We start from the raw sequence: 24,296 nt of genomic DNA on the forward strand, positions 1-24,296 counted from the left end.
GCCGGGCTTAGGGCGCTCTGCACGAAATGCGCATGGTTAACCCCTTAATATTTAATTAAATATAGGCTGAAACCCGAAAAGGATGCGCATTTCTTGCTTCGCGGGTGGAGGCTATGGCGGTTTCCAGTTATTATGCGTCGCATTATTAAGCGATATGCCGCGATATACGGCCTGTAACGGCGGAGGAACTGCCCGATGTCTCTACCCATTTATCTGATCGGCGCGCGCGGCTGCGGCAAAACCACCGTAGGCGAGGCGCTATCGCACGCGCTGGGCTACGCCTTTCGCGATACCGATCACCATCTGCAGCTCAGCACGCAGCGCAGCGTCGCGCAGATTGTGGCGGATGAGGGCTGGGAAGGCTTTCGCGCGCGGGAAACCGAGTCGCTGAAAGCGGTCACCGCGCCGGCAACGGTCATCGCCACCGGCGGCGGCATGGTGCTGGCGGAGCACAACCGTCGCTTTATGCGCGAGCACGGGCGCGTAATCTGGCTTAGCGCGCCGTCGCATATTCTGGCGCAGCGGCTGGAGAGCCAGCCGGAAGCGGCGCAGCGCCCTACGCTGACCGGCCGTCCCATCGCCGAAGAGATGGGCGATATCCTGCGCGAGCGCGCGCATCTTTACCGCGACGCCGCCCACCATGAAGTCAACGCCATGCAGACGCCGGATCGCGTTATCGACGATATTCTTCAGTCACTGTCGCTGGCGCGCGCCAGCTAGCCTCCACGTTTTTTCTTCAGATTCTTCCCGCTTTCCCGTCTGGGTTGCGTAGCCTGGCTATACTGATCCTCAGACGGGAATCGTCTCGTCGTGTGGAATACGCTTAGCCAGGAGGGATTGAATATGCCGACCAGACCGCCTTATCCACGCGAAGCTCGCGTCGTCACCGTTGAGAAGGGGCCGCCGGGCAGCACCGTAACCTCATGGGAATTGCGTGCCGATCATCCATCGCCTAATACGTTAATTAGCGAGCACACGTCAGAAGCGGAAGCGCATGACGCCAAAGTTCGCTATGAGGATGTGGAAAAAGAGTAGCGCAATCTCTCTGGCAGGGACGCCAGCCTCAATAGCGTTTTTCTGGTAATGCTATTTGCTGTTATTCGCTGCCTGCGCGCGGTGAAGCTAATATCCATTCTGCACTTTCTCTCTGCGACCCTATAAAATCATTTCTCTTTGCCCCTCGCCCGGTTATTTCACTGCGCCTGATCTTCGCTGACAAAAATTGACGCTTGACCCCTGTTGCCCCGCGTTTTAGTTTAAAACATCGATACAGGAACTCGGTTCCATATAGTGAAACTGACGCCATGACCACACTCGAAAACGCCGCCGCGGTGCTTAAGCTGTTTCAGCAAAAAGGGGTAACGCAGGGAAATCCCGGGCTGACGTTTACCGATGTCGTGGAGGCGCTGCGCCTGCCGAAAAGCACCGTGTCGCGCCTGCTGGCCACCATGGAAAGTCAGGGCATGCTGGAGCGTGACGCAGAGAGCCGTTGTTTTCATATTGGCCGCGTGCTGCTGTCGGTCGCCGGACACTATCTCTCCGCGCCGCTGGTGGACAGCGCCGCGCCGGCAATGGCGCGGCTGGCGGATAAAACCGGCAGCATCGGCTATATCTCGCGCCTCGACGGACGCGATCTGGTGGTGATGCGCATGTTTCACGGGCGCCACTTTACCCAGCTGGTGACGCCGCCGGGAAGCCGCATGAGCGCCGCCGCCACCTCCACCGGCCGCGTACTGCTGGCGCAGCTCAGCGAAGAAGAGGTATACGAGCGCTACCGCGACGCCTGGCAGCCGCTGCCGCCCAATTCGCCGCAAACGCTCGAGGTGCTCTGCGCGCAGCTGGCGGCGATCCGCAGCCAGGGCTGGTCGCTGGCGCGCAACGAAACGCTGCCCGGCATCAGTTCGCTCTCCGTCGCGCTGCATAATAAATATCACGGCGATACGGTAGCGCTTTGCCTCTCATTTTTATCGCAGGAGAGTTCGCCAGGCTATCCGCCCGCGCTGCTCGATGAATTACGCATAACGGCCAGCGACCTGGCCGAGAAATATGGCGCAACGCCACTCTGAATTTACTTTTTTATCGGCGCAATACTTTCGCCACACCGGGAAAACGCCAGGCCTTCGGGCCTGTTTATTCATGCTCACGGACGAAATAAAAAAACGACGTAAGCGAGTCTGATTCAGGCTCGCGAAGCGTCATTTCATTTCTACCGGCATTCCTGACGGGGACAATATGGAGAAGGTTAATCCAGTAAAACAGGCTGGCGTGGCGATAGTATTAATCGCCCTGTCGGTGGCGGGCGCAATTATTGGCGTGCAGCTTATTACCACTATCGGCGTGACGCCGAATACCTCTATTATCGGCGCCTTATTTGCCATGCTGCTGGCGCGTATTCCACTGCAGGTGTTTCGCCGCTATCGCTCGATTGAAATTCAAAACCTCGCCCAGACCGCTATTTCTTCCGCAACTTTCGGCGCCGCAAACAGCTTATTAATGCCGATCGCCGTGCCCTGGGCGCTGGGCGAGCCGCAGCTGGTGCTGCCGATGTTCTGCGGCGTCAGCGCGGCGATGCTGCTGGACGCTTATCTGCTCTACCGCCTGTTCGATACCCGCGTTTTTCCCGCCGGCAACGCCTGGCCGCCGGGCGTGGCCGCCGCCGAGGCGATCAAGGCAGGCGACAGGGGCGGGCGACAGGCCTGGCTGCTGGCGGCGGGCATCGCCGGCGGTATCCTCGGCTCAATGCTCACCATCCCGATGTCCGCGTTCGGCACCGCCTTTATCGGCAATATCTGGGCGCTGGGCATGCTGGGCGTCGGCTTTCTGCTGCGCGCCTACGCGCAACCGGTTGCTGATATCGATATCAACGCGCTCTACCTGCCGCACGGCGTGATGGTCGGCGCCGGGCTGGTGGCGCTGATTCAGGTGGTCATGGTGATCCGCAGCCGCCGCCACGACGAGCAGAAGGTGAGCCGCGGCGGCAATGAGGTGAGGCGCGCCCTCGGCCTCGGCGGCGCGGGCTACCTGATTATTTCGGCGCTGCTGGCGCTGGCGGGCGGACTGTGGAGCGAAATGAGCCTGCCGATGCTGCTGCTGTTTGTGATTTACGCCGCGTTCGCCGCCTTTGTGCATGAGCTGATCGTCGGCATTGCTGCGATGCACTCCGGCTGGTTCCCGGCGTTCGCGGTGGCGCTGATCACCCTGATCGTCGGCATTCTGCTCGGCTTTCCGCCGCTGGCGCTCTGCCTGCTGTGCGGCTTTACCGCAGCGACCGGGCCCGCCTTCGCCGACATGGGCTACGATCTTAAAGCGGGCTTTATTCTGCGCGGCAACGGCGCGGATCTGCAGCAGGAGCTGTGGGGGCGCCGCATTCAGCTGATCGCCGCGATGATTGCGTTTCTGGTCTCTGTTCCCATTGTCTGGTACGCCCACAACCTGTTTTTTGCGGAAAACCTGCTGCCGCCGGTGGCGCGCGTCTACGCCAAAACCATCCAGGCGGGCGCGGAGCCGGGCATCGCCGGTAGCCTGCTGATGTGGGCGATTCCCGGGGCCATTATTCAGCTGATCGGCGGGCCGAAACGCCAGCTCGGCGTGCTGCTCGCCACCGGCCTGCTGATCAATAACGCGATGGCCGGCTGGGCGGTAGTCGTGGGCATCGCGCTGCGCATCATCATTATTCGCGTATGGGGCGAACGCGGTCGCTCGCCGATGGAGGTGCTGGCGGCGGGCTTTATCGCCGGCGACGCACTCTATAGCTTCTTTCACTCGCTGTTTGCCAGCGGCAAAAAATAATTAAGGGATGTCATGAGTCTGCACCAGACGTTACAGGTATTTGAGTTATTCGACAGCGCATTTATCGATGGCCAGCAGGTGGCGGATCTCTTCGCCGGCTTTCCCGGCGTCAGCGCCAGCGTTAAGCGCGTTAGCGGGCCAAAAGGGCGCACCGATTTTGTTCGCATCGATATTCCCGGCGCGCAGGGCAAAGCGAGCGGCGGCAGCGCGCCGACGCTGGGCATTATCGGCCGCCTGGGCGGCATCGGCGCGCGCCCGACCCGCATCGGCATGGTTTCCGACGCCGATGGCGCCGTGGCGGCGGTGAGCAGTGCGCTGAAGCTGGCCGTAATGCAGACCAAAGGCGACGTGCTGGCGGGCGACGTTATCGTTACCACGCATATCTGTCCCGATGCGCCGACGCGCCCGCACGAGCCGGTCGACTTTATGGATTCGCCTGTTGACGACGTCACCATGAACAATAATGAGGTGGTGCAGGAGGTGGACGCTATCCTGTCGATCGATACCACAAAGGGCAACCGCATTATTAACCACAAGGGATTTGCGCTGTCGCCTACGGTAAAAGAGGGCTATATCCTGCGCGTATCGGACGATCTGCTGCGCATTATGGAGATGACCACCGGCCGCCCGGCGGTAACCTTTCCCATTACCACGCAGGATATTACCCCTTACGGCAACGGCATTTATCACCTGAACAGCATTCTGCAACCTTCCACGGCGACCGACGTGCCGGTGGTGGGCGTGGCGATCACGGCGGAGTCGGTGGTGCCGGGCTGCGGAACCGGCGCCAGCCATGAAGTGGATATTGCGGCGGCGGCGAAGTTTGCGGTAGAAGTGGCAAAAGAGTTTGGCCGCGAGACCTGCCATTTCTACGATGCCGACGAGTACGCCCGCCTGCTGGCGCTTTACGGCAGCCTGAGTCACCTGCGTAAACGAGACGAATAATGACGAAATCCCTGGTTACCCTGACCATTGGTCAGTCGCCGCGCAGCGATATTATGCCGCTGCTGGCGGCCTGTTTACCGGCTGAGCAGACCGATCATGTCGGCCTGCTGGACGGGCTGAGCGAGGCGGAGATCGCCGCGCGCTTCGCCCCTGACGCGCAGGATGGCGTGCTGGTGTCGCGCCTGCGCAACGGCACGCAGGTGCGGCTGGCTACGGCGAAGGTCGAGCAGGGATTGCAGGCGAAAATCGCCGCGCTGGAAGCTGAGGGCTACGACACTATTCTGCTGCTCTGCACCGGCGAGTTCGGCGCGCTGACCGCCAAAAGCGCGCTGCTGCTGGAGCCTGACCGCATTATTCCGCCGCTGGTCTCCGCCATTGTGCAGGACCATCAGGTCGGCATCGTGGTGCCGGTTGAGGAGCAGATGCAGCAGCAGGCGAACAAGTGGCGCAATCTGCAGCGCCGACCCTGCTTCGCCGTTGCCAGCCCCTATATTCCCGATAACGAGAAGCTGACCGACGCGGCGCTCTCGCTGCAGGAGCAGGGCGCGGACGTGGTGGTGCTCGACTGCATCGGCTATAACCAGACCCATCGCGACTTTTTGCAGAAGCTGCTCGGCATTCCGGTGCTGCTCTCCAACGTGCTGGTGGCGAAACTGGCCGCTGAACTTATCGTCTGATAACGGCGCGATCACAAAGCGGGAGGCGAAGCTGCAATTCGCGTGACAGATCAGCGAGTTCCGCTCTACACTGCCAGATACCTTAATGTGCTGTGAGGAAGTAACATGCTCAATGTAAGTGAGTATTTTGACGGAAAAGTAAAATCTATCGGCTTCGACAGTGCCAGCACCGGTCGTGCCAGCGTGGGCGTGATGGCCGAAGGCGAATACACCTTCGGCACAGCGCAGCCGGAAGAGATGACGGTGGTGAGCGGATCGCTGAAGGTGCTGCTGCCGGGCGAAACCGAATGGCAATGGTTTGAGGCGGGTTCAGTGTTTAACGTGCCGGGCCACAGCGAGTTTCATCTGCAGGTGGGTGAGCCGAGTTCCTATCTCTGCCGCTATCTGAAAGAGTAATAAAACGGGCCATGGCAGTGTGCCAGTGCGGATGACATGGCCCGCTCGGCCCGCGACCTCCCTGTCGCGGGACGCTTTGCACTTCGGGCCATGTCATTCGCTTTCAGATAGTGTTAACCGGCCTGATGGGCCGATTTCTTAACGCTTTGCCTCCCCGCCCAGCGCCTCAACCAGATTACTGGTCAGCGCGGCGAGTTCGCTGGTCATCAGGATAAAGTCAGCGTCGAAACGCTGGGCGAAATCCTCGCGGTCGATATCGTCGTTCTGCTCGCGCAGGGTATCGCTGAACTTCAGGCGCTTCACCGAACCGTCGTCCGCCAGCACAAACTGGATACGCTCCTGCCAGTCGAGCGCCAGTTTAGTCACCAGCTTGCCCGCTTCGATATGGTTGGCGATCTCGTCGCATACCAGATCCTGCTTTTTACAGCGGATCACGCCGCCATCTTCGAGGATCGCCTTCAGCTCCGCTTCGTCCATCAGGGCGAAACCGGCGGGCAGATCGCCGGAGCGCACCCATTCGGTCAGCGTCAGCTCAATCGGCCTTTCCAGCGTCAGCGGCACCACCGGCAGCGAGCCGAGGCTCTTACGCAGCAGCGCTAGCGTATCTTCCGCCTTTTTCGCGCTGGCGCAGTCGACCATGATCAGGTTGTTTACGGTGTCGATCCAGATAAAGGTCTGGCTGAGACGGCTGAACGCGCGCGGCAGCAGGCTGTGCAGCACCTCATCTTTCAGCGAATCTTTTTCCGTCTTCTTCAGCTTGCGGCTCTGTTCCGCTTCCAGCTTGCTGATCTTCGCTTCCAGCGCCTGCTTCACCACCGGCGACGGCAGGATCTTCTCCTCTTTGCGGGCGCAAATCACGATCTGACCGTTGTTCACATGGGTCAGCGCATCGCTGCGGTTGCCCATCGGCGACACCCAGCCGGTTTTGCTCATATCCTGGCTGCCGCAGGGGGAGAAGGTGTAAGCCTCAAGTTGTTTTTCCATGTCGTCTGCAGAGAGCGGAATGTCCCGATTCAGACGATAAACCATCATATTTTTAAACCACAACATCACAATTCCTTACCGGGTCGCGCGATCGGGCGCACAAGTCGAGAGGTCAGCGCGCATGATAGCGAAACATCGAAACGGTTTCATTGCCTTTCCCCGGCGCCGCTCCTAATGTATCTCTCACCCTGACGAATAATGAGGAATAACGCGTGCGTATAGGTATTGATTTGGGCGGCACCAAGGTTGAAGTGATCGCCCTGTCTGATGAGGGAAGCGAGCTGTTTCGCCACCGCGTGGATACGCCGCGCGACGATTACGCCGCCACGGTGCAGGCGATCGCGGGTCTGGTGCATCTCGCCGAGGCGAAAACCGGCCAGACCGGCAGCGTCGGCGTCGGCATTCCCGGCACGATCTCGCCTTACGCCCACCGCGTGAAAAACGCCAACTCCACCTGGCTTAACGGCCAGCCGCTGGATCGCGATCTGGCGCTGGCGCTGCAGCGCGAAGTGCGCATCGCCAACGACGCCAACTGCCTGGCGGTCTCCGAGGCGGTAGACGGCGCGGGCGCAGGCCAGCCGCTGGTGTTTGCGGTGATTATCGGCACCGGATCGGGAGCGGGGATAGCGATCAACGGCGAGGCGCGCATCGGCGGCAACGGCAACGCCGGCGAGTGGGGCCATAATCCGCTGCCGTGGATGGATGAGGATGAGCTGCGCTATCGGGAGGAGGTGCCGTGCTACTGCGGGCAGAAGGGCTGTATCGAAACCTTTGTCTCCGGCACCGGCTTCGCCATCGACTACCGGCGGCTGAGCGGCCAGGCGTTAAAGGGCGCCGAGATCGTTAAGCTGATCGCGCAGCAGGATCCGATCGCCGAGCAGGCGATGCGCCGCTACGAAACCCGGCTGGCGAAGTCGCTGGCGCAGGTGGTGAACCTGCTGGATCCCGATGCGATCGTGCTCGGCGGCGGCATGAGCAACAACGATCGTCTCTATCAGACGGTGCCGACGCTGATGAAGCAGTGGGTATTTGGCGGGGAGTGTGAAACGCCGGTGCTGAAGGCAAAACACGGCGATTCGAGCGGGGTGCGCGGCGCGGCCTGGCTCTGGCCGCTGATAAAGTAAGGGTTACTGCGTTGAGCCGAAGGCAAACTGCCAGTCTTCCGGCACGCCCACCGGCGGCAGCGGCAGGTTGCGCGCGCTGCTGACCTGCTGCCAGGCGCGCAGGCAGAGCGCTTCGTCTCCCTCGGTGCGCAGCACGCTGTAGCCGCCGTCGGCGCGGCGGTGCGCCGACACCAGGCAGGTCTGGCCCGGATAGCGCGACGCGACGCTGCTGTTAAAGCTGCTGACCAGCTGATGCTGAACGTCGCGCAGATAGTTGCACTGCGCCGCCGAATACGTGCGGCCGCAGCTGAGATCGCTTTGCGGTGTGCTGCTGCATCCCGCCAGCAGCGCGCTGGCGAGCAGCAGCGCCATGCCTGTTTTCATTACGCCTCCTGAGCGCGGGGCAGTTCCAGTTTGCTGTAGCCCAGCCCGTTAATTTTGCGCACCCGGATCTGAACCGGAATGCGCTCTTTCATCGCCTCGACGTGGCTGATTACGCCAATGGTTTTGCCGCTGGCGTTGAGCGCGTCCAGCGCATCCAGCGCGGTGTCGAGCGTTTCGGCGTCCAGCGTACCGAACCCCTCGTCGAGAAACAAAGACTCTATGCGGGTTTTCACGCTGACTAAATCTGAAAGTGCCAGCGCCAGCGCCAGGCTGACGAGAAAACTTTCGCCGCCCGACAGGGTGCGGGTGTCGCGCGCGGCGTCCGCCTGCCAGGTATCGATCACGTCCAGCTCCAGCGCGTCGCTGGCGCGGCGCTGCAGCAGATAGCGCCCGTGCAGCCGATCGAGCTGGCGGTTGGCGAGCGCCACCAGGTGATCCAGCGTCAGCCCCTGCGCGAAGCGGCGGAACTTGTCGCCGCTGGCGGAGCCGATAAGATCGTTCAGCTGACTCCACTGCGCCAGCGCCGCTTCATCCTCTTCGATCTGCATCATCAGGCTTTGCTGCTGTTCGCGCAGGCGCGCATCGCTCTGAAGCTGCTGCTGCGCTTCACCCTGCTGGCGCGCGTTGTCGCGCAGCGCCAGACGCAGCTGCTCGAGCTGCGCTTCCAGCGCGGCGGCGCTTTCCGCCGCCCCCTCGGGTCGGCTCTGCTGATGCGCCTCGCGCCGCTGCGCCAGCTGCTGCGCCTGCGCCTGCAGCGACTGACGCTGCTGCTCAAGCTGCTGTAGCCGGGCGCGCAGCCTGTGCGCCTCCTCTTCGTCAAGCAGCGCGGCGCGCAGGCTGGCTTCATCGTCGAAGGCGGCGGCGGCCAGCGCGGCGCTGAACAGCTGCTGCGCCTCGCGCAGCGCCTGGCTGGCTTTTTCCTGCTGCGCGTCCAGCTCTGCGGCGCGTCCGGCCAGCTGGCTGAGGTGGCTCTGGGTTGCCTGCATTCCCTCCAGCGCGGCGGCGAGGGCCGCCTCCTGCTGCTGGATCTGCGCCTGCATCTGCCGCCGCGCTGCGGCAACGTCGCCATCGCCGAACAGCGCCTGCCGCGTTGCGCGCAGCTGCGCCAGCGTCGCCTCGCTCTGCGCGCGCTGCTGGCGCAGTGCGTCGAGCCGCTGTCGTTCGCTCTCTACGCGCTGCTGCAGGCTGCTGCACTGCGCCTCGGCGCGCGCCAGCTGCGGCTGCAGCCGGGCAAGCTGCTGTTCGCTCTCATTCCAGCGCTGCCAGCGCTGCTGCTGCTGTTGCAGCCAGCCGTCGCGCGCCGCCGCGTCGGGCAAGGCGAGGCCGGCGTCCGCCAGCTCCTGATGCAGCGCATCGCGGCGCTGCCGCCAGTCGCGCTCCTCCTGTTCCAGACGCTGCGCCAGCGTTGCCGCGCTCTCCTGCAGGTTAGTAAGCGTTTGCTGGGCCAGCTGAAGCTGCTGCTGATGCTGCTGCAGCGCCTGCTGATGCCGCAGGTGCTCATCTTTCGCCTGCTGACGCTGACGCGCGGCCGCCTCCTGCTGACGAAGCTGCTGCTGCAGCGCCTGCTCCGCGCCGTTTTGCTGCTGCTGCCAGGCGGCCAGCGCGGCGCTGTCGCCCGCATCAAATGTGAGCGCCAGCTCACTCTGTAATACCTGCCACTGCTGGGCTAGCTCTTCCAGCCGTCGGGTTTCCGCCGCCAGCTCCTCCTGCAGCCGCTGCCGTTCGGCCTGCGCCTGCTTAACGGCCTCGCCTTTTTTAATGCCCTGTTCGCGCAGTGCCTCGACCTGCTGCTCCTGTTCGGCCAGCCGTCGCTGGTTCGCGCTCAGCTCCAGCGCGGCGTAGCGCTCCACCGCCGGATGCTGGCATGAGCCGCACAGCGGGCAGGGCTGCTCAGGCTCCAGGCGCGCGCGCCAGGCGGCCAGATCGGCGATATGCTGCTCCAGCTCGCAGATTTTTTTGATATCGGCAAGGGCGGCCTTTTCGCGCGCGAAGGTGGCGCGCAGCCTTTGCAACGTCTCATCATCCTGCTGCAGCGTCTTGTCCAGCGCGGCGAGGCGCTGCTGACGCGCGGCGATGTGCTGCTGCAGCGGCGCCCACTGCGAGGCCAGCACCGCCAGCTGCTGGTGCTGCGGGCGGCTCGCCTCGATCTGCGCCAGGCTGGCCTGCAGCGCCTGCGGCGGATGGTGCTGCTCCAGATCGGCCAGCGCCTGTTGCGCCCTCTGCAGGGCGCTCGCCGCCTGCTGTTCCGCCAGGCTCAGCGGGGCCGCCTGCTGCTCCAGCCGGGCGATCTCCGCCTGCCGCTGCGCCAGCGTCTGCTGCTGCTGACGCTGCTGCGCGCCGAGCGCCGCCAGCGCCGTTTCCCGCTGCGTCAGCTGGGTGAAACGCTCCTGCCACAGCGCCAGCGAAGGGCCCCACTGCGGCAGCGCGCCCTGATCCGCGCGCCACTGCTGCTGTTCCGCCAGCGCGGCCTGCAGGCTGTCGCGCTGCCCCGTTTCCTGCTGCAGCGCGCGCTCGCTCTGCGCCAGCGTCTGCTGCTGCTGATCGCTCTCCCGCTGCTGCTGCTGCGCCTGCGCCAGCAGGGCGGCAATCTGCTGGTCGAGCGGGATAACCTGTTCCGTCAGCAGCGTCTCCTGCGTCTGCTGCTCGCGCAGCGCGGCGTCGCGCGCCGCCTGAGCCGTCTCGCGGCGATGCCGATCGCGCTGCGTCTGCTCTTCTGCCGCCTGGCGCTGCGCTGCCAGCTGCTGCTGCGCCTGCTGCAGGCGCTGCTGCTCCTGCAGCAGGCTGTCGCGCTGAACTAATTTATCGCGCAGTTTTTCCGCCGGCTCGCTGCGCGCCAGCCGCTGGCGATCCGTTTCCGCCTCGCGCCACGCCTGTTCCGCCTGCGCCAGCGCCGCCTGCGCGGCCTGAATATCGCTGTCCAACTGCTGCGCCTGCGTCAGCCACTGATGCTGCTGGTGCAGTCTGCTGTTTTGCTGAGTAAGCGCCTGCTCCGCTTCGGTCAGCGCGGCCAGCTGCTGCTGCAGCGCGGCGCGCGCCTCGGGATCGAGCAGCGCCAGCGTACCGGCGCGGCTGCGCAGATTCTCTAGCGCCTGCCGTGCCGTCTTGTGTTGCTCGTAGATGGCGACAGAGATCTGGCCGTAGATCTCGGTGCCGGTCAGCTCCTCCAGCAGTTCGGCGCGCTCGCCGGGCTTCGCGTTAAGGAACGCGGCGAACTGTCCCTGCGACAGCATCATCGATCGGGTAAAGCGCTCGAAGTCGAGGCCCGACAGTGACTCGATCAGTTTTAATTTGTCGTTAACCTTGTCCGCGAAGATTTTGTCGTCGACGCAGCGCGCCAGCTCAACGCGCGGCGCCTGCAGCTTGCCGTCGGCCGCGCCGCGCGCGCGGTTCTGGCTCCAGAAGGCGCGCCAGGCTTCGCCTTTGATCTCAAACTCCACCTCGGCGAGGCATTCGGCGGTGTCACGGGTCATCAGCCCGTTTTGCGTCTGCGACAGTACGCCGAGGCGCGGCGTCTGGTGATAGAGCGCCAGACAGATGGCGTCGAGCAGCGTGGTTTTGCCTGCGCCGGTTGCGCCGGTAATGGCGAACAGGCCGTTGCTGGCGAAGGGCTCGGTGCGAAAGTCGATAAACCATTCGCCTTTCAGCGCGTTCAGGTTTTTAAAGCGCAGCGTGAGAATTTTCATTCGCTCTCCTCCAGCGAGGCGAGGGTTGAGCGGAACAGGGCGCTGAGGCGCGCATGCTGAGGCGCATCGATATCCTCCGCCAGCGCGATGCGGCGGGCGAAGACCTCTTCCACTTTCAGTTCGCTCAGGGTTTCGTTTTTCAGCTGCGCCAGGCTGTGCTGGCGCTGTTCGCGACTGCGGCGCAGCAGCAGCACTTCAACCGGCAGCCCGGCGGTCAGCGCTTCGACCCGACGCTGCAGATCGCTGAGAAATTCCTGGGTGGTAACCTCAATATCGAGCCATACCGGCTTTTCACCCTGATGGTCGGCGAAGGGAGCCAGCTGCGCCTCAATCTCTGCCAGCGAGCCTTTTAGCATCTTCATCGGCTGAAACTGCGGAACAGGCAGCGGCGTTACGGCGCGCAGGCCGCGGGTGTCCAGCTCCAGCAGGAAGACGCTTTTCTCGCTGCCGAGCTCGTCGAAGCTGAGCGGAATCGGCGAACCGCTGTAGCGGATATGGTCGCTGTTGGCGACGCGCTGGGCGCGATGGATATGGCCCAGCGCCACGTAGTCGACGTCGGGAAAAGCCGACGCGGGAAAGGCGTCGAGCGTGCCGATATAGATATCGCGCACCGAATCGCTTTTGCTGACGCCGACGGTGGTGAGGTGGCCGGTGGCGATCACCGGCAGCGCCAGCGGATGCGCGCGCGCCGCGTCAACGCTGCGCTGGTAGTGGGCGGCAATCGCCTCCAGCAGGCTCTGCTGCTTCTCACGCCCCGACTGGCCCGCCCGGCTGCGCAGAATATCGCGCGGCCGCAGGTAGGGAATGGCGCAGAGCAGCGCGCCCGGTTCGCCGGCGCGGTCGCGCAGCAGCAGCAGATTATGATCCGCCTGCGGCGTGGTGATCACCTGAGTATTCAGGCAGGCGAGCAGGGCGCGCGACTCGTTAAGCGTGGCGACCGAGTCGTGGTTGCCCGCCAGCACCACCAGCTGGCAGCCGGTCGGCTGCAGCGCCACCACGAAACGGTTAAAGAGTTCGCGCGCGTAGCTCGGCGGCGTGCCGCTGTCGAAAAGATCGCCCGCGACGATCAGCGCATCGACCTGATGCTCTTCAATACGCGCCAGCAGCCAGTCGAGAAAGGCCTGGTGCTCGGCCGCCCGGCTCTTGTTATAAAAAAACTGACCGAGGTGCCAGTCCGCGGTATGAATGATGCGCATAAAACTCCCTGCCGTAACGATTTGCCGGACGATTATACCGGCTATGGCGCAAAAGCGAAAAAAGCCGCGCCGGCTGTCATAAAGCAGTGTTAACGCGCTGATTAAGCGGCTATGTTTTTCATAAAAGTGTCATAAATCTGACGCATAATGGCGCCGCATATAACGGTGACAGCAGTCATATCAGCAGGAGTTACAATGGCTAAGCGCATTTTGGTTGTGGAAGATGAAGCCCCTATCCGTGAAATGTTGTGCTTCGTGCTGGAGCAGAACGACTACCAGCCTATCGAGGCGGAGGATTATGACAGCGCGATAGGGAAACTGATTGAGCCCTGGCCAGATCTTATTCTGCTGGACTGGATGTTGCCGGGCGGCAGCGGTATTCAGTTTATCAAGCACCTCAAGCGCGAAGCCCTGACGCGCGATATTCCGGTGATGATGCTGACGGCGCGCGGCGAAGAGGAAGATCGCGTGCGCGGGCTGGAGGTGGGTGCCGATGACTACATCACCAAGCCTTTCTCGCCGAAAGAGCTGATGGCGCGCATCAAAGCGGTGATGCGCCGCATTTCGCCGATGGCGGTGGAGGAGGTCATCGAGATGCAGGGGCTGAGCCTCGACCCCTCGTCGCACCGCGTGATGTCGGCCTCGACGCCGCTGGAGATGGGCCCGACCGAATATAAGCTGCTGCACTTCTTTATGACCCACCCCGAGCGCGTTTACAGCCGCGAGCAGCTGCTGAACCACGTCTGGGGCACCAATGTCTATGTGGAAGATCGCACCGTTGACGTGCATATTCGCCGCTTACGTAAGGCGCTGGAGGTGTCCGGCCACGATCGCATGGTTCAAACCGTTCGCGGAACGGGGTATCGTTTCTCCGCCCGCTACTAAACGGAGCCTTTACCGTGCTGGAACGACTCTCCTGGAAGAGACTGCTTTCCGAGCTGGCGCTGGCCTGCCTGCCGGCGCTGATTATCGGTTTAATTTTCGGCTATCTGCCCTGGCTGCTGCTGGCCAGCGTGCTGGGGGTGCTGCTGTGGCATTTCTATAATCTGATGCGGCTGTCGCACTGGCTGTGGGTGGATCGCACCATGACGCCGCCCACCGGACGGGCGAGCTGGGAGCCGCTGTTTTACGGGCTCTATCAGATGCAGCTGCGCAACCGGCGGCGGCGGCGCGAGCTGGGCAACCTGATCAAGCGCTTTCGCAGCGGCGCAGAGACGCTGCCCGACGCGGTGGTGCTCACCACGGAAGAGGGGGCGATTTTCTGGTGTAATGGCCTGGCGCAGCAGCATCTTGGCCTGCGCTGGCCGGAAGATAACGGCCAGAACATCCTCAACCTGCTGCGCTACCCTGAATTCTCCCGCTATATTCGCCAGCGCGATTTCAACAAGCCGCTCACCCTGATCCTCAATAACCAGCACCATATGGAGTTTCGCATCATGCCCTACAGCGAAGGGCAGTGGCTGATGGTGGCGCGCGACGTGACGCAGATGCACCAGCTGGAGGGGGCGCGCCGCAACTTCTTCGCCAACGTCAGTCACGAGCTGCGCACGCCGCTGACGGTGTTGCAGGGCTATCTGGAGATGATGAACGACTCGGTGATGAACGAGCGCTCGCGCGGCAAGGCGCTGCAGACTATGCAGGAGCAGACTCGCCGCATGGACAGCCTGGTGCGCCAGCTGCTGACGCTGTCGCGCATTGAGGCCGCGCCGGCTCTCGACATGAAAGAGACGGTGGATGTGCCGATGATGCTGCATCTGCTGCAGCGCGAAGCGGAGACGCTGAGCAGCGGCCGCCATGAGATCCATTTCCATACCGATCCCCATCTCAAGGTGCTCGGCGATGACGATCAGCTACGCAGCGCCCTCTCTAACCTGGTCTATAACGCGGTAAACCATACGCCAGAGGGCACGCGCATCGATATCAGCTGGCTGCGCAGCCGCCAGGGCGCACAGTTCAGGGTATGCGACAACGGGCCGGGCATTCCGGCGGAGCATCTGCCGCGCCTGACGGAGCGCTTCTACCGCGTAGATAAGGCGCGCTCGCGCGCCACCGGCGGCAGCGGGCTGGGGCTGGCGATCGTCAAGCACGCCCTCAGCCACCATAATGCGCGGCTGGAGATCACCAGCATTCCCAATAAAGAGACCTGCTTCACCTTTACGCTGCCGTCGAGGTTGATCGTCAGCGCGGGATTGCAGGAGAATGCCGTCCATTAACCGTTAATGGAACCTCTCATGCGCGCCTTGCTGCTGTTGCTCTCACTCTTCTCGCCCGCGCTGATGGCGGCGCCTCAGCCTGCCATGCTCACCGGCAACCTCAGCAGCGTCGGCTCTGACACTCTGGGGACGCTGATGATGCTGTGGAGCGAAGATTTCAGCGCGCAGGCCCCTGGCGTCAATCTGCAGGTGCAGGCCTCTGGCTCTTCCACCGCGCCAACCGCGCTGGCGGCGGGCGCCGCGCAGCTCGGGCCGATGAGCCGCCCTATGCAGGCGGAGGAGCGACAAACCTTTCAGGCGCGCTACGGCTACGCGCCGCTCGCCGTGCCGGTGGCGCTCGACGCGCTGGTGGTGGTGGTGAATCAGCGCAACCCGCTGACGCAGATCGACGCGCGCCAGCTCGACGCTATTTTTTCCGTGACGCGCCTGTGCGGCGGACCGCAGGTGCCGACTCGCTGGGGCGATATGGGCGTGCGCCAGCCCGACTGGGCACGGCGGCCGATTCAGCGCTACGGGCGCAACTCTGCCTCGGGCACCTGGGGCTTCTTCAAGCAGCAGGCGCTGTGCAACGGCGATTTTCGCGCCGACGTGGCTGAGTTTCCCGGCTCGGCCGCCGTGGTGCAGGCGGTCGCCGCCAATCCGCGCAGCATCGGCTACGCCAGCTTCGGCTTTCATCTCAGCGGCGTGAAGATGCTCGCCGTGGCCGACGGCCAGCGCGCGGCGGTAGCGCCGGACGCTGACTCTATCCGCAGCGGCCGCTATCCCTGGGCGCGCCCGCTCTATATCTACGTAAATAAGCCCCCAGGCAAGCCGCTGCCGCCGCTGGTTGACGCCTTTCTGCACCAGGTATTGTCGCCGCAGGGACAGCGTCGCGTCAGCGAAGCGGGCTATCTGCCGCTGTCGACGGCGCAGCGAGAGCAGGCGCTGGCTGCCATAGAAGCGAAGTAATCGCTAACGTGAATTTTTTTCAACTCTACTGAAATTTCTTCTGTTGCAGAAGCGTCGCGCGCGTGCCACTCTATCCGCAGACGTTTAGCCATCCAGATGGCTACATATAACAGAGTGAAATTATTCCCTGCCGTGATTAACGACAGCGATCAGGAGTAGAAAATGACCGCACAGACCGCCCCGTTCCGCGCCGATACCGTCGGCAGCTTCCTGCGTCCCGCCGCCATTAAAAATGCGCGCGAGCAGTATGCCGCCGGGCAGATTGATAAAACCCAGCTGACCCGTATCGAAGACGAAGCGATCCGCGACGTCGTCAGCAAGCAGATCGCTAATGGCCTGCAGGTCGTGACCGACGGCGAATTCCGCCGCGCCTGGTGGCACTTCGACTTTTTCGGCGGCCTGGAGGGCGTTGAGCTGTTCGAAGCCGAGCAGGGCATTCAGTTCAACGGGGTGCAGACCAAAGCGCACGGCGTGCGCGTGGTGGGCAAGCTGGGCTTCCGCGATCACCCGATGCTGGAACATTTTCGCTTCCTGCAGAGCATCGCGGGCGATGCGGTGCCGAAGATGACCATTCCCAGCCCGAGCGTGCTGCACTTCCGCGGCGGCCGTAAAGTGATCGACGAAAACGTCTATCCCGACCTGGCGGACTACTTCGACGATCTGGCCGAAACCTATAAAACGGCAATCAAAGCCTTTTACGATGCGGGCTGCCGCTATCTGCAGCTGGACGACACCGTCTGGGCCTACCTCTGTTCAGAAGATCAGAAGCGTCAAATCCGCGAGCGCGGCGACGATCCCGAGCAGCTGGCGCGCACCTATGCCCGCGTGCTGAACAAGGCGCTGGAGGGCAAGCCGGCCGATCTTACCGTGGGTCTGCACGTCTGCCGCGGCAACTTCCGCTCTACCTGGATCTCTGAAGGCGGCTATGAGCCGGTGGCGGAGATCCTGTTCGGCGGCGTCAATATCGACGCTTTCTTCCTGGAGTATGATAACGAGCGCTCTGGCGGCTTCGAGCCTCTGCGCTTTATTAAGCCTGGGCATCAAAAAGTGGTGCTGGGCCTGGTGACCACCAAAAACGGCGAGCTGGAAGATCCGGCGCAGGTGAAGGCGCGCCTGCAGGAAGCGGCGAAGTTCGTCAGCCTGGACCAGATCTGCCTTAGCCCGCAGTGCGGCTTCGCCTCTACCGAAGAGGGCAACAGCCTGAGCGAAGAGCAGCAGTGGGCGAAGATTCGCCTGGTGGTCGATATCGCCAGCCAGGTGTGGTAATGCTGTAAACTTGTGCAAACAGGCGCGTAAAACGCGCCTTTTGTGCACCATGACGCGCACTTACGCTGAAATTTCTCACGCGATGGAGAAAAAATAAGCACATCATCTGATGCCCTGCGGAGATATATCCGAGATATTCACTGCTTTCTGCCTGTTTTCCGCCATAACCTTCTGGTTTTCCGATCCCGTATTGCCTTTCTCCGCTATAAACGTTCTACTTACGGCCGTTGTCGTATCATCCCACTTGTGAACAGAACAAAAGCAGCGTAATTCACCTGCGCGACACGATTAAGGCAAGCACAATGCGCTGGCATCGTGCGCTAAGTCGTTGTCAACGCGCGGTCTGGGGACAACATAAACCCAACTTCCACCGCAACACTCGTTACAGGCAATACAGTTGTATGACACATCGTTTAACCTCGAAGGATATCCTCGCGCTGGGCTTTATGACGTTCGCCCTGTTTGTTGGCGCGGGTAACATTATTTTCCCGCCGATGGTCGGTATTCAGTCTGGCGAACACGTCTGGACGGCCGCTATTGGCTTCCTGCTGACCGCCGTGGGTTTGCCGGTGATGACCGTTATCGCGCTGGCGCGCGTCGGCGGTGGCGTTGACGCGCTCAGCACCCCGATCGGCAAGGGCGCTGGCCTGCTGCTGGCGACCGTCTGCTATCTGGCGGTCGGCCCGCTGTTCGCCACGCCGCGCACCGCGACCGTGTCGTTCGAAATGGGCATCGCGCCGCTCACCGGTGACGGTGCGCTGCCGCTGTTTATCTACAGCTTTATCTATTTCGTGCTGGTGATTGGCGTGTCGCTCTATCCCGGCAAGCTGCTGGATACCGTGGGCCACTTCCTTGCGCCGCTGAAAATCGTCGCGCTGACGGTGCTTGGCATCGCGGCGCTGATCTGGCCGGCGGGCACTGTCGCGCCTGCTACCGTAGATTATCAGCGTGCCGCCTTCTCCAGCGGCTTCGTCAACGGCTATCTCACGATGGATACCCTGGGCGCGCTGGTGTTCGGCATCGTTATCGTTAACGCGGCGCGCTCGCGCGGCGTTGAGAGCGCCAGCCTGCTGACGCGCTATACCGTGATGGCTGGCCTGATCGCCGGCGTCGGCCTGACGCTGGTCTATCTCAGCCTGTTCAAGCTCGGCAACGGCAGCGGCGCGCTGGTGGAGCAGAGCGCGAACGGCGCGGCGATCCTGCATGCCTACGTGCAGCAGACCTTCGGCGGGATGGGCAGCTTCTTCCTGGCGGCGCTGATTTTCGTTGCCTGCATGGTAACGGCGGTCGGCCTGACCTGCGCCTGTGCGGAATTTTTTGCGCAATACCTGCCGTTGTCGTATAAAGCACTGGTCTTTATTCTGGGTCTGTTCTCAATGGTGGTGTCGAACCTCGGCCTGAGCCATCTGATTCAGATTTCGATTCCGGTGCTGACGGCGATCTATCCGCCGTGCATCGTGCTGATCGTGCTGAGTTTCACCCTGAACTGGTGGAACAAAAGCAGCCGTCTGATTGCGCCGACCATGCTGGTCAGCCTGATTTTCGGCATTATCGACGGGGTGAAAACCACCAGTTTTAAAGATATGCTGCCGGCGTTTAGCCAGCAGCTGCCGCTGGCGGACCAGGGTCTCGCCTGGCTGCCGCCCGCGCTGGTGATGCTGCTGATCGCGGCGGTGGTGGATCGCGTCAAAGGACGCGAGCAGGTTACGGCGCACTCGTAACCGCCACCGCTGTTTGCTCTGACCACGGGCTTGCCCGCGGTCAGTTTAGTGACAGAGTGCTGATGCGGGAGAAATGGCCCGATCGCAAAGACGCAACATGGCATCCATGCCAGCTCGTCCCACTCCATTCATGGCGCGGGACGCTTTGCTCTCCGGTCCATCTCACCCGCCTGCAGGCTTTGGCTGCAATGTAACCACGGGCTTGCCCGTGGTTTTTCTTTTACAGGTACAGGTTGTTATGCAAGAAACCAATAAGCTCAAACGCGGACTGAGCACGCGCCATATCCGTTTTATGGCGCTGGGATCGGCGATTGGCACCGGACTGTTTTACGGGTCGGCGGATGCCATCAAAATGGCGGGGCCGAGCGTGCTGCTCGCCTATATTATCGGCGGCGCGGTCGCCTATATCATTATGCGCGCGCTCGGCGAGATGTCGGTGAATAACCCCCAGGCCAGCTCGTTCTCGCGCTATGCGCAGGACTATCTCGGGCCGCTGGCGGGCTATATCACCGGCTGGACCTACTGTTTTGAAATCCTGATCGTCGCCATTGCCGACGTGACCGCCTTCGGCATCTATATGGGCGTCTGGTTTCCAGAGGTGCCGCACTGGATTTGGGTGCTGAGCGTGGTGCTGATTATCGGCGCCGTTAACCTGATGAGCGTTAAGGTGTTCGGCGAAGTTGAGTTCTGGTTCTCTTTCTTTAAGGTCGCCACCATTGTGGTGATGATCGTCGCCGGTTTTGCCATGATTTTCTGGGGCATCGGCAACGGCGGCCAGCCGACCGGCATCCATAACCTGTGGAGCAACGGCGGCTTCTTCGCGCACGGCATCGTCGGCATGCTGCTCTCGCTGCAGATGGTGATGTTCGCCTACGGCGGCATTGAGATTATCGGCATTACCGCCGGCGAAGCCAAAGATCCGGCGCAGTCGATCCCGCGCGCCATTAACTCGGTGCCGATGCGCATCCTGGTGTTTTACGTCGGCACGCTGTTTGTGATTATGTCGATCTATCCGTGGAACCAGGTCGGCACCAACGGCTCGCCTTTCGTCCTGACCTTCCAGCATCTCGGCATCGCGGCGGCGGCCTCTATCCTTAACTTCGTGGTGCTGACGGCCTCGCTGTCGGCGATCAACAGCGACGTGTTCGGGGTAGGGCGTATGCTGCACGGCATGGCGCAGCAGGGCCACGCGCCGAAGATGTTTATGAAGGTGTCCGAGCGCGGCATTCCCTGGGTGACGGTAGTGGTGATGATGGCGGCGATGCTGATTGCGGTCTATCTCAACTATCTGATGCCGGAGAAGGTCTTCCTGGTTATCGCCTCGCTGGCGACCTTCGCCACCGTCTGGGTATGGATTATGATCCTGCTGTCGCAGATCGCTTTCCGTCGCAGGATCGGCAAAGAGGCGGCGAGCAAGCTGCAGTTCGCCGTGCCGGGCGGCATCTGGACCTCGCTGGCTGGCGTGCTGTTCCTCGGCTTTATCATTGCGCTGATCGGCTACTTCCCGGATACGCGTATTTCGCTCTATGTGGGACTGGTGTGGATCGTGCTGCTGTTGGCGGGCTATAAGCTGGTGCGTAAGTCTTGATTTGAACAGCGCTGCAGGGGAGTCGCTGCTCTCTGACGCGTCGGCAGGCATCGCCGGCGCGCAACGGCACAAAAGGCGGCCTCCCTGCCAGCCCGATAACGCACCTTATCCCTGAGCTGCGCCCCTCGCCCGGTCAATGTTTTGCATTGTGTAAAAACGCTACCAGCGGCTGCCCAGCGCGATCTCCACTCCCTGCGGGCTCAGATGGCTGTCGTCATAGTAGAGCGGCAGCCCCTGCCAGGTCACCAGACAGCCGCTGCGATTGCATAAATTCTCCTGTAACGACACCACGCGCACGTCGCGCTGCTCATAGCCGCGCAGCAGTCGGGTGACGTCTGCTTCCGGCAGTGAGTAGAGCCGGGTGCGGGCGTTCTGCGTCGGCAGGGGTTTCCAGTCGCTCAGCCACTGGCTCAGCTCGCGGCGCAGCGGCATATTGCGGTTGTTGCTGTAGCGCAGGGGGTCCAGCGACAGCGAGGGCGCGTCCTCGATCAGCACTACCTTTTTGCCAGCCTGGCGCAGCTGGGCTATAACCCCGTCCATGCCCTGTTTCAGCGCGCTGAGGTTATCTCTGTCGGGATGGTGGATATCGCGATAGCCTGCGCCGGGCAGGGTTTCGATCCCCGCCGTCCAGGCGGCGGCGATCACCACCTCGTCAATGCGCGGACTGACCAGCGCTTTCATCACCGCGGCGTTGAACGCCGCGCACTGGCTGGCGTGCGCTGGCTGCTGGTAGAGCGCGCGCGTGACGCCCGCCGCCAGCAGCGGGCAGGTGACTTTCGTCAGCTGGTAGAGCGGTTTATCCTGCGCCTCGGCGTAGCGCGCGACGGCGCTGCGCATCGCCGCCGCATGGCTGTCACCGACCAGCGCGATGCCGGGACGCGAGCTTTTGGGCTGACAGTGCTGGCTGGGGGAAGGGAGGCCTGCACCGTTATCGACCAGGCAGGTATCGGCCTGGGCGTCGATTTTGTAGGCTTCACTGCTGATCACTTTATCGTTAACGCGCCAGGGCAGGCCGCCGCTGCTCCACAGGCCGACCATCGCGGCGGCACCGGCGACTGAGATCAGGCACCAGGCGGGGATAACCGCGCGCGGCTTTCTGGCCGGGCGGCGGAACGGCAGCTCCACATAGCGCCACGACAGCCAGGCGACGCCGAGCGCTAGCGCGCTGATGCTCAGCCCCTGATTAACGCTGACCGGGCGGTCGCTGCAGATGCGCGCCAGCGCCAGCAGCGGCCAGTGCCACAGATACCAGGACCAGGAGAGTTTGCCGATAAAGCGCATCGGCGCGTTTTCCAGCACCAGGCGGCTGAGTGCGCCGCGCGCCATTATTAGCAGGCAGGCCGCCAGCACCGGCAGCAGCGCCTTGTCGCCGGGAAAGCCTTCGCTGTTATTCAGCCGAAGCGCGCAGAAGGCGATTAGCGCCAGTCCCGCCAGCGTAAAGAGGTTGGCCCAGATGCCGCCAGTCGGCCGCGGTCTCCACAGCGCCAGCAGCACGCCCGCCCCCAGCTCCCAGCCGCGCGTCGGCAGCAGGTAGAAGGCCTGCGAGCTGTTTTGTGGCGTCAGCCAGATACAGCCCGCCAGCGACAGCAGGCTCAGCAGCGCCACCACCGTGATTAACAGGGCGCGCCATCTGGCGACCAGCAGCATGACGATCGGCAGCAGGATATAGAACTGCTCTTCAATGCCGAGTGACCAGGTGATCAGCAGCGGATTTAAATCTGCCGGGGCGCTGAAATAATCTGCGCCTTTAAGCAGAACGATATTGGGCACCGAAAGAAAAACGCCGAAGCTGTATTTTGCCAGCTGGCTATATTCCAGCGGCGAGAGCAGAAAATAGCCGATAAACAGCAGGCCGAACAGCATGGTCAGCAGCGCAGGCGCGATGCGGCGAATGCGGCGCACTGCGAAGTGAAATAGCGAGAACTGACCAGAAACGAAGTCGCGGTAGAGGCTGCCACCGATAAGGAAGCCTGAAATAACAAAGAAGATGTCGACCCCGACATAGCCGCCGGGCAGGGCGCTGACGCCCGCGTGGAACAAGACAACCATCAGGATCGCCACGGCGCGCAGGCCATCAATATCCGCGCGATAATGGTGTGACAGAGGCGTTTTCATTATCGGATCCCCCGAGTATCGACAAAGGTATTTAACACCGCTGATGTCGTTGGCGCCGCTCATAAAGAAATCGGCGAATCCAGTCGCCGAATTAATCAAAAGACAAAATTAAAAAAATAATGATAAAGGGATGATTGACGCCTCTATTTTAAAACAAAAAAAGGCGAAGAAAGCGTGCCGCCGCGAATATAGAAAAGTTCGCAGTGGCGCTGAAAAAATAGTGCAGCGGCGGTTAAGGATAAAATAGCAACAGTTCAGGCGGGCTTAAGGCAGCGAAAGAAGGCAAGGCGCCGCGTTGAGCAAAAGCGTTCCCGGCGTTGCTGGTATGGCGCGGGACGCTTTGCTTTGCGCGTGGGCTGGTGTGCGGTCTCTGTAACAGGGGGGCTGGCGTCAGGCTTCTTTAATGGCGTCGGGGCCGAGCAGCGCGTTGATTTGCGCGTAGATAGCCGGGTTGGCCAGCAGCACCGGATTGCCATTTTTCAGGCCGTCGTTGGCGAGATAGTCATTGGTGACGCCGCCCGCTTCGCGCATCAGCACGATGCCCGGCAGGCTGTCCCAGGGGTTCATATGCGCTTCGTAATAGCCGATCAGACGGCCTGCCGCCGCCCAGGCGGTGGTCAGCGCGCCGGAGCCGATGCGGACAAACATGCCGCCCTCGGCAAGCAGGCCCTGAATAAACGCCGCGGTCTGCTGCGCCGGCGCGCGGCTGGAGTTGCTTAATCCCAGCACGCCTTCGCTGAGATGGCGCGCCCCGTGCGCCTGCAGGCGCGTGTCGTTGACCCAGGCACCGCGCCCCGCGCGGGCATGAAACAGCTCCTGATGATTGGGATCGCAAACCACGCCGATCAGCGCGTCGCCGTCGCACAGCACGGCCAGCGAGACGCACCAGTTATGCAGGCCGTTAAGGAAGCAGGCGGTGCCGTCAATGGGATCCACCACCCACACCCAGCGCGCGCCGTCGACGTTGCCGCCGCTCTCTTCGCCCAGCACCGCATCTTCCGGGAAGCGTTCGGCGATCAGGGTTTTAATCAGCTCTTCAACGTTGCGGTCCGCCTCGCTGACCACATCCTGTAAATCACGCTTGTGTTCCACCACCAGCTGCTGGCGCTGCTGGTACCAGGCGTAGGCGCGGCTGGCCGCGGCGCGGGCGATTTCACAGGCATAGTGGTAACGCGCGTCTGTTTCGGTTTGCGAAGCGGATGACATCCTTTCCCTCTTATGATTGGTCACGCGGCTGAATCGATCATTCGCCGGAAATAGCGCGCAGGGCGCACGCTATTGTTAAGCA

General features: G+C 62.3%; 20 protein-coding genes. 14 read left to right on the plus strand and 6 right to left on the minus strand.

Annotated elements, in window-relative coordinates:
* Window positions 1-195 precede the first annotated feature (195 nt).
* The 7 genes from aroL to ppnP all read left to right on the plus strand — a co-directional run bounded on the left by aroL (window position 196) and on the right by ppnP (window position 5,807).
* A complete protein-coding gene (aroL, locus tag MHZ97_RS00180) occupies window positions 196-720 on the plus strand; it encodes a shikimate kinase AroL (RefSeq protein WP_103795139.1) in 525 nt (174 codons plus the stop codon).
* Window positions 721-843: 123 nt separating this feature from the next.
* The gene (locus MHZ97_RS00185) at window positions 844-1,035 is read left to right on the plus strand and encodes a YaiA family protein (RefSeq protein ID WP_103795138.1); all 192 of its coding nucleotides are present in this window, start codon (window positions 844-846) and stop codon (window positions 1,033-1,035) included.
* A gap of 269 nt (window positions 1,036-1,304) precedes the next feature.
* Entirely contained in the window at window positions 1,305-2,066 is a 762-nt protein-coding gene (locus tag MHZ97_RS00190) for an IclR family transcriptional regulator (protein ID WP_239313144.1), read from the plus strand.
* A 166-nt stretch (window positions 2,067-2,232) separates the two neighbouring features.
* Window positions 2,233-3,789, plus strand: coding sequence for an OPT/YSL family transporter (locus MHZ97_RS00195; RefSeq protein WP_239313141.1), 1,557 nt, complete (start codon window positions 2,233-2,235; stop codon window positions 3,787-3,789).
* Between the two features lie 12 nt (window positions 3,790-3,801).
* Complete coding sequence (locus MHZ97_RS00200) at window positions 3,802-4,734, plus strand: DUF1177 domain-containing protein (protein WP_103795135.1); 933 nt, start codon at window positions 3,802-3,804, stop codon at window positions 4,732-4,734.
* A complete protein-coding gene (locus MHZ97_RS00205) occupies window positions 4,734-5,411 on the plus strand; it encodes an AroM family protein (protein ID WP_103795134.1) in 678 nt (225 codons plus the stop codon). The genes MHZ97_RS00200 and MHZ97_RS00205 overlap by 1 nt, the downstream gene beginning before the upstream one ends.
* Window positions 5,412-5,516: 105 nt before the next feature.
* Complete coding sequence (gene ppnP, locus MHZ97_RS00210) at window positions 5,517-5,807, plus strand: pyrimidine/purine nucleoside phosphorylase (protein ID WP_033752757.1); 291 nt, start codon at window positions 5,517-5,519, stop codon at window positions 5,805-5,807.
* A 138-nt stretch (window positions 5,808-5,945) separates the two neighbouring features.
* Here the strand turns inward: ppnP and rdgC are convergent, their stop codons facing one another.
* Window positions 5,946-6,857 carry a recombination-associated protein RdgC gene (rdgC, locus tag MHZ97_RS00215; RefSeq protein WP_239313135.1) on the minus strand — a complete coding sequence of 304 codons (912 nt, stop codon included), beginning with the start codon at window positions 6,855-6,857 and terminating at the stop codon, window positions 5,946-5,948.
* A 146-nt stretch (window positions 6,858-7,003) separates the two neighbouring features.
* On the opposite strand from rdgC, the gene mak reads away from it, so the two are divergent.
* Window positions 7,004-7,915, plus strand: coding sequence for a fructokinase (gene mak, locus MHZ97_RS00220; protein ID WP_239313132.1), 912 nt, complete (start codon window positions 7,004-7,006; stop codon window positions 7,913-7,915).
* A 3-nt stretch (window positions 7,916-7,918) separates the two neighbouring features.
* Here the strand turns inward: mak and MHZ97_RS00225 are convergent, their stop codons facing one another.
* From MHZ97_RS00225 to sbcD, 3 genes are read right to left on the minus strand one after another with little or no spacing between them, the layout of a single operon-like run.
* On the minus strand, window positions 7,919-8,278 hold the full coding sequence (locus MHZ97_RS00225; protein WP_103795132.1) for a cell envelope integrity protein TolA: 360 nt from the start codon (window positions 8,276-8,278) through the stop codon (window positions 7,919-7,921).
* A complete protein-coding gene (locus MHZ97_RS00230; protein ID WP_239313129.1) occupies window positions 8,278-11,961 on the minus strand; it encodes an AAA family ATPase in 3,684 nt (1,227 codons plus the stop codon). Before MHZ97_RS00230 ends, MHZ97_RS00225 begins: the two co-directional genes overlap by 1 nt.
* Complete coding sequence (gene sbcD, locus MHZ97_RS00235; RefSeq protein ID WP_103795130.1) at window positions 11,958-13,157, minus strand: exonuclease subunit SbcD; 1,200 nt, start codon at window positions 13,155-13,157, stop codon at window positions 11,958-11,960. The genes MHZ97_RS00230 and sbcD overlap by 4 nt, the downstream gene beginning before the upstream one ends.
* Window positions 13,158-13,352: 195 nt before the next feature.
* On the opposite strand from sbcD, the gene phoB reads away from it, so the two are divergent.
* The 6 genes from phoB to proY all read left to right on the plus strand — a co-directional run bounded on the left by phoB (window position 13,353) and on the right by proY (window position 20,893).
* Complete coding sequence (phoB, locus tag MHZ97_RS00240; RefSeq protein ID WP_103795129.1) at window positions 13,353-14,042, plus strand: phosphate response regulator transcription factor PhoB; 690 nt, start codon at window positions 13,353-13,355, stop codon at window positions 14,040-14,042.
* 14 nt (window positions 14,043-14,056) lie between these two features.
* Window positions 14,057-15,370, plus strand: coding sequence for a phosphate regulon sensor histidine kinase PhoR (gene phoR, locus MHZ97_RS00245; RefSeq protein WP_103795128.1), 1,314 nt, complete (start codon window positions 14,057-14,059; stop codon window positions 15,368-15,370).
* A gap of 18 nt (window positions 15,371-15,388) precedes the next feature.
* The gene (locus MHZ97_RS00250; protein WP_239313126.1) at window positions 15,389-16,318 is read left to right on the plus strand and encodes a PstS family phosphate ABC transporter substrate-binding protein; all 930 of its coding nucleotides are present in this window, start codon (window positions 15,389-15,391) and stop codon (window positions 16,316-16,318) included.
* A 162-nt stretch (window positions 16,319-16,480) separates the two neighbouring features.
* Window positions 16,481-17,584 (plus strand): cobalamin-independent methionine synthase II family protein, encoded by a 1,104-nt coding sequence (locus MHZ97_RS00255; RefSeq protein WP_103795126.1) that lies wholly within the window; start codon window positions 16,481-16,483, stop codon window positions 17,582-17,584.
* 401 nt (window positions 17,585-17,985) lie between these two features.
* On the plus strand, window positions 17,986-19,305 hold the full coding sequence (gene brnQ, locus MHZ97_RS00260; protein ID WP_103795125.1) for a branched-chain amino acid transporter carrier protein BrnQ: 1,320 nt from the start codon (window positions 17,986-17,988) through the stop codon (window positions 19,303-19,305).
* A 238-nt stretch (window positions 19,306-19,543) separates the two neighbouring features.
* Window positions 19,544-20,893, plus strand: coding sequence for a proline-specific permease ProY (proY, locus tag MHZ97_RS00265; protein WP_103795124.1), 1,350 nt, complete (start codon window positions 19,544-19,546; stop codon window positions 20,891-20,893).
* Window positions 20,894-21,052: 159 nt separating this feature from the next.
* Here the strand turns inward: proY and MHZ97_RS00270 are convergent, their stop codons facing one another.
* A complete protein-coding gene (locus MHZ97_RS00270; protein ID WP_239313105.1) occupies window positions 21,053-23,008 on the minus strand; it encodes an acyltransferase family protein in 1,956 nt (651 codons plus the stop codon).
* Between the two features lie 390 nt (window positions 23,009-23,398).
* Window positions 23,399-24,214 carry an inositol monophosphatase family protein gene (locus MHZ97_RS00275; RefSeq protein WP_103795122.1) on the minus strand — a complete coding sequence of 272 codons (816 nt, stop codon included), beginning with the start codon at window positions 24,212-24,214 and terminating at the stop codon, window positions 23,399-23,401.
* Window positions 24,215-24,296: the final 82 nt, after the last annotated feature.

The organism is Pantoea sp. ACRSC, from assembly GCF_022346785.1.
GTDB lineage: Bacteria > Pseudomonadota > Gammaproteobacteria > Enterobacterales > Enterobacteriaceae > Pantoea > Pantoea alvi.

Coding starts and splice junctions, on each gene's coding strand:
- aroL (WP_103795139.1), top strand. CDS start 196: ATGTCTCTACCCATTTATCTGATCGGCGCGCGCGGCTGCGGCAAAACC.
- MHZ97_RS00185 (WP_103795138.1), top strand. CDS start 844: ATGCCGACCAGACCGCCTTATCCACGCGAAGCTCGCGTCGTCACCGTT.
- MHZ97_RS00190 (WP_239313144.1), top strand. CDS start 1,305: ATGACCACACTCGAAAACGCCGCCGCGGTGCTTAAGCTGTTTCAGCAA.
- MHZ97_RS00195 (WP_239313141.1), top strand. CDS start 2,233: ATGGAGAAGGTTAATCCAGTAAAACAGGCTGGCGTGGCGATAGTATTA.
- MHZ97_RS00200 (WP_103795135.1), top strand. CDS start 3,802: ATGAGTCTGCACCAGACGTTACAGGTATTTGAGTTATTCGACAGCGCA.
- MHZ97_RS00205 (WP_103795134.1), top strand. CDS start 4,734: ATGACGAAATCCCTGGTTACCCTGACCATTGGTCAGTCGCCGCGCAGC.
- ppnP (WP_033752757.1), top strand. CDS start 5,517: ATGCTCAATGTAAGTGAGTATTTTGACGGAAAAGTAAAATCTATCGGC.
- rdgC (WP_239313135.1), bottom strand. CDS start 6,857: ATGTTGTGGTTTAAAAATATGATGGTTTATCGTCTGAATCGGGACATT.
- MHZ97_RS00225 (WP_103795132.1), bottom strand. CDS start 8,278: ATGAAAACAGGCATGGCGCTGCTGCTCGCCAGCGCGCTGCTGGCGGGA.
- MHZ97_RS00230 (WP_239313129.1), bottom strand. CDS start 11,961: ATGAAAATTCTCACGCTGCGCTTTAAAAACCTGAACGCGCTGAAAGGC.
- sbcD (WP_103795130.1), bottom strand. CDS start 13,157: ATGCGCATCATTCATACCGCGGACTGGCACCTCGGTCAGTTTTTTTAT.
- phoB (WP_103795129.1), top strand. CDS start 13,353: ATGGCTAAGCGCATTTTGGTTGTGGAAGATGAAGCCCCTATCCGTGAA.
- MHZ97_RS00250 (WP_239313126.1), top strand. CDS start 15,389: ATGCGCGCCTTGCTGCTGTTGCTCTCACTCTTCTCGCCCGCGCTGATG.
- MHZ97_RS00255 (WP_103795126.1), top strand. CDS start 16,481: ATGACCGCACAGACCGCCCCGTTCCGCGCCGATACCGTCGGCAGCTTC.
- brnQ (WP_103795125.1), top strand. CDS start 17,986: ATGACACATCGTTTAACCTCGAAGGATATCCTCGCGCTGGGCTTTATG.
- proY (WP_103795124.1), top strand. CDS start 19,544: ATGCAAGAAACCAATAAGCTCAAACGCGGACTGAGCACGCGCCATATC.
- MHZ97_RS00270 (WP_239313105.1), bottom strand. CDS start 23,008: ATGAAAACGCCTCTGTCACACCATTATCGCGCGGATATTGATGGCCTG.
- MHZ97_RS00275 (WP_103795122.1), bottom strand. CDS start 24,214: ATGTCATCCGCTTCGCAAACCGAAACAGACGCGCGTTACCACTATGCC.